This is a genomic window from Roseovarius halophilus (ex Wu et al. 2025), assembly GCF_047086965.1.
Genome location: NZ_JBKOTX010000505.1, coordinates 1 through 991, shown reverse-complemented (window position 1 = coordinate 991; position 991 = coordinate 1). Strand labels below are relative to the sequence as shown.

The 991-nt window shown below is 74.1% G+C and carries 1 pseudogene; it reads left to right on the top strand.

Going from position 1 to position 991, the window contains the following annotated elements:
* Nucleotides 1-50 precede the first annotated feature (50 nt).
* A pseudogene (locus tag ACH107_RS33160) lies at nucleotides 51-991 on the top strand (magnesium chelatase ATPase subunit D); the annotation flags it as partial.

Here is a 991-nt window from a genome sequence, read left to right as displayed (position 1 = left end):
GAGGCCGGATCGACCGCCCGCGTCACCCGCGCGGTGGCCGACGTGCTCGCATGAGCGCGCCGCTGGCCTGGACCCGCACCATGCGGGCCATGGCGGCGCTGGCGGTCAACCCATCGGGCCTGGGCGGGCTGACCCTGCGCGCCCGCGTGGGTCCGGTGCGCCAGACCGCCGAGGCCGCCCTGGCCAAACTGCCGGGCCCGCAGCGCCGCATTCACCCCGAGATCAGCGATACGCAGCTTTTCGGCGGGCTCAACATCGCCGCCTCCCTCGCCGAGGGGCGCATGGTGCGCGATCCCGGGCTGGTGGAAACGCCCGGCCTGCTGATCCTGCCCATGGCCGAACGTTGCCCGCCGGGGCTGGCCGCGCGGCTGGGGCAACTTCTGGACGCGCCGTCCGGCCATGCGCTGGTGCTGCTGGACGAGGGCGCCGAGCCCGAGGAGGCCGCCCCGATGGGCCTGCAGGACCGGCTGGCCTTTCACGTGGATCTGTCGGGGCTGCACTGGTCGCAGGTCGCCGCCACCCTGCCCGCCCCGGCCGAGATCGACGCAGCCCGGGCGCGGCTCGCCGACCTGCCGCTGTCCGAGACGGCGCTTGCCACGCTCACGACGCTGGCCGTGCAATTCGGCATCGACAGCCTGCGCGCGCCGATACTGGCGCTGACCGCGGCACGGGCACTGGCAGCCCTCGACGGGGCCGAGGCGCTGTGCGAGGCGCATCTGACCGAGGCCGCCGAGCTGGTCTACCCCGTGCGCGCCACGCAGCTGCCCGAAACGCCCGAGGACACCGAAGAGACCTCGGAAGACAAAACCCCCGACCCGGACACAGAGGACGCGGGGGACGATACCGCGACCGATCCCGGCCCGGAGCTGCCCGACGAGATGCTGATCGACGCGGTGGCGGCTCTGCTGCCCGACGGGCTGCTGGACCGGGTCCATGTGCGCCGAGCGCGGCGGCAACGGTTTCATGCTCGGTCACAAGGCGGCGGCGCAGG